Source organism: uncultured Treponema sp. (genome assembly GCF_945873775.1).
Taxonomy (GTDB): domain Bacteria; phylum Spirochaetota; class Spirochaetia; order Treponematales; family Treponemataceae; genus Treponema_D.
In genome coordinates this window covers 1-4116 of the sequence record NZ_CAMCEC010000047.1, presented here as the reverse complement: position 1 = coordinate 4116, position 4116 = coordinate 1, and the positions used below count along the sequence as shown (strand labels likewise).

At 40.3% G+C, this 4116-nt stretch carries 1 protein-coding gene; it reads right to left on the bottom strand.

The features are described from left to right. Positions 1-346: 346 nt before the first annotated feature. A complete protein-coding gene (locus tag Q0N70_RS12240) occupies positions 347-4048 on the bottom strand; it encodes an RHS repeat-associated core domain-containing protein (protein ID WP_294017170.1) in 3702 nt (1233 codons plus the stop codon). Positions 4049-4116: the final 68 nt, after the last annotated feature.

Sequence of the window (4116 nt, the reverse complement as noted above, 5' to 3'; positions counted from 1 at the left end):
ATATTTGGTTTTTCTTGGTGAACTATCTGTGGTTAATTCAGGCGAACTCTAATACAATCATATAAAATTAAGCAAAAATCTGATTTTAAAGCATAAAATCTTTTATTACAATTTTCATTACTTATGGTTAAAATATATGCCTTTTCATAATCTGTTAACGAATAAACAAAATCATTATTCCATAATAAATCTGGATTATCATCAGCATCATTATAAAAGGAAACCTTATTCGAAGGCTTAAAAACTATTGATTTAAATGAACTATTATCAAAACCATTGTAAAATTCATTTGCATATGAAACGAATGCAATTAATATATATAATTAAAAAACTTATCTTCTTCATTTTAATCTTCCTTTGGTGCCGCAATATTAATCTTTATTGTATCACCTTTAGCCCATGCATCTTTTCCAACACCATATTCAAATCCTACATCTTTTAAGATATTAGTAACTTCATTAAAATCCTCAAGATGAGAAATTTGGCATCCAAGACTTAAAGGTCTACCTTTTGCACTACCACTTCCATATTCTTCAGTTTCGCCTAGAGCCGTTTTGACATTTGGATGACATAAGACAGCATCAGATTCTTTTACATTATTGCCGGTAATACTAATTGCGTTTTCATAACTTCCTGATTTATTCAATAATGTTCCTGTGTAAGTTCCGGCATCGATGGTTCCACCTTTATCAGCATCTACTTGACTTTTCCAGTCTGCTGTAGATTGAACATCAATTGTATTTAATGGAATTCCACAAAAAGAAATACTTCCTTTAGATTGAAAATATTTTCCGTTTTGACCGTTATCATCAACACTTCGTTGAATCTGAATAGACGTATGTTCTTTTATAAAAGTTCGAGCAGTCTTAGAATGATTAGAAATAAATTTTAGCGCTGACGTTGCAATTTTTTGAGCTACGTTTTGTGCCCTTCCATCCGGATCCGTAAATCTGATTGGATTATTCCCGGCATAATGGTACAGCTGCAAATTCACTGTGTTAAATATTCCTCCTATACCCGGCAGGCTGCCCGCTTCGCTTGCAGTCGCCTTTCCAGCACTTGGAATATACTCGCCCAGTGCCGGGTCAGTGCTTATCCAGCGGCTGTACCTAGGGTCAAGATACCTAGCTCCATAATAGTACAGACCAGTCTCCTCGTCAATTTCCTTGCCTGTGAAGCGATAAGGCAGATACTCAAGCCCAGTGTTGTCTGTCTTCTCCACCCAGGTCTCGCCGTAAGGCGTGTACTCAATTCTTTGATATTCGTCGCCCTTGTAGTCTGTAATGAGGCTTGCAGAGCCGAGATGGTCAGAGTGGTAGTAGTACTGCTTGTAGAACTCCTCGTTGTAGGTCGGCTCGTCGCCGCTGTTGAGTTTTGTTACAATTCTTGTCTCGCCCAAGTAAATATTTTTTGCAGTCTGTCCGCCATAGACATTGTTTCCGCTGTCTGTGTGGAGCGTCCACATTTTGTTGAAGTAAAGCGTTTCTGAATTCTGCGTGTACTTGTTGCTCCGCTGTCCGTCCTGTCCGTAGACGTAGGCTGTGCTGTAATTATCGTCCACGCTTGAAACTAATTGGTTGCGCTCGTTCCATTTGTAGGTTCTCTTGTATTTTGTTCTGTTTGCTTTTCCGCTGCTGTCTTTATCATCTTCCTTGAACAGTCCCCAGCCGTAGTCGGTGGAGTAGACTCCGTCAGCCTCCTGCGTAATCTTGTGGTAAGAAACTTCTTCGCCGTTGCTTTCAAAGCTTCCGTCCTGCTCAGCCGTTATGTTTCCGTTCGCGTCATATTTATAGTAGCGATCCCCGGCATTTATAAGTCTGTGTGCGTAATTTTCGTCATAGTTGTAAGCAAAACTGTAGTTCAAATTATCACCTATAGTCTTTTGCGGCGTTATGCTTTCTGACGAAACTTTGCTTGTCATGTTGCCAAGACCTATATCATCAAAGACAAAACTCTGTGAGTAGTTTGATTTAAACTCTGGCACGCTTGACCTGTACGGATTATATGTAGTCTCGCCGTCTGCCTTTATGAGCTGATATAAGTTGTCATAAGAGTATGTCTGCTTCGTCTTGTAATTTCCTGTTACGGAGTCAAGACAATCATTCTCGTAACCAAGCACATTTCCAACTGCGTCAAAACTGTAGCTTATGTTCTGGTAACTCTGCCCCCATTTGTTCTCAGTCTTTATGGTATCAAGCCACCTGCGGGCTGGGGCGTAATTATATTCGGTAAACGTTCCATTGCCGTAGTCTATGCGTGTCCGCTGTCCGTATTCATCGTAGAGAATGTTTGTTACATAATTGAATTCGTGTCCGTAATGTGTGCCAGTGACAGACACGACTTGTCCGCCTCTGTCGTAGCCGTATGTGATTTTCTCGCCGTCAGGGTATACAATCCACTGCATACGTCCAAGATAGTCAGAGCGGTATTCCATAACAGCAGTTTCTGTCGGATTGCTTCCATTCAAATGCGTTGCGAGCGTCTGGGTTTCTTTTATAACTTCGCCAAGCTTTCCATACTCGTACTCAAGTGAGCCGCTTGCGTCTGTTACAGACAGAATCCTGTTTGCCGCGCCATGCGTGTCATTTGCGCCGCCGTAGGTATAAACAGTATCTTCCGTATCAGGGTAGTCTATTCGGACAAGGCGGTTCAAGCCGTCGTATTCGTATACAATCTGCTTGTTGTTTTCGCGCAGGACGCTGTTGTTCTCACGGACAAGGTTTGAGCATTCATCATAGAAGAATTCCTGTCTGCCTGAGTCCAGGCTTTCAAGGGCGGTTCTGCGACCGAGAAGGTCGTATTCCGCTGTTATAGGATGACCTTTTGTGTCAAAGGCCTTGAGCATTTCGCCCATAGCATTATAGCGGTATGTAACTTCCGTAAGCTGTTTTCCGTCCTTATCATTTTTTGCTACTCGGACAATGTTTCCCCTGCTGTCGGTCTCATGGACGGAGATGTTGCCGAGCGGGTCGGTAGAGTAAGAAATGTTTTTTTCAGCCTTAATCTCAAATTCTGCGAACTGAATAGAGCCGTCTGGAAGTATAGTTTTTATTTGCCTGTCCTTCTCGTCGTATTCGTAAGCGGTAAAAAGACTTGTCATTTTTGGCACGGATTCAAGAAGCACCTGAATGTCCCCTTGTATGAATTCCGTCATTCCTTCTTTTACGGTTCTGCCTTTGCTGTCGTATTCCACCGCTCCGCTTGCGTTCCATCCTTCAACGCCGTTGACAAAGCCGGTCTTTGCCGTTCTGACGGCTCGACCAAGACCGTCAATCTGTAATACGGTCTGAATTATGCTGTCATCGTCCGCGTCAAATGTTACTTTATTGTTTGTCACGGCATACCATAATTCGTGATGTCCAAAAGAATCATTGTTCGGTGTATTATATTCATAACTTACCGCGGGAATTGTGCCCGTGTCGTAAGCAGTCCGAATTTCTTTTATTCTCTGCCAGCCATCATATTCATAGCGCAATTCATTTTTATTGCAGTCTGTTTCTTTTGTTTTTGTTTGAGTTTCAATATCATATTCAATAAAACTTTCATACGAGTCAGTGTCTTTTCCAGTCTGTAAAATTTTTGTTACAAACATATGCTCTGTGTCATCATATTCATAAATCAACATTGAACCGCGACCATCTAAAACTTTTTCTATGTTTCCGAAATCGTCATAAATTACATAATTTGATGAATAATTATACAAACTATAAAATTGTTTTAATTCAGTAAGTTCCCCATATTCATTATACTCACCTTGTCGCTTTCTTAATAATTTTTCATCACTATCATAAACACAAATCTCTTTTGGTAAGCCAATAATGTAATCTTTTATATTTGTATTATCATACGTAAATTCACCAACCAAAGTTTTTCCATCTGAAAAAGTTTGAGTCAGTTTTGTACAGTTTCCATATTCATCATATTCATCATATTCATATTCTATAAAATTATTAATTGACTGATTTTCGCCACTTGCTTTTTCATAAGTCCAGCTTTCCTCTTTTGTTGGAAGTGCATAAGGAGATTCTCTGAGAGTTGTTTCACTCATAGTAAGAATAGCCCCGTCTTTGGCATAAGCGCAACTCTTTTTTAGGCTTCCCTTCGCGTAGTATTCCT

Bases quoted from the DNA above. Each gene is read 5' to 3' on its own strand.
- Q0N70_RS12240 (WP_294017170.1), bottom strand. From the start codon at position 4,048: ATGAGTGAAACAACTCTCAGAGAATCTCCTTATGCACTTCCAACAAAA.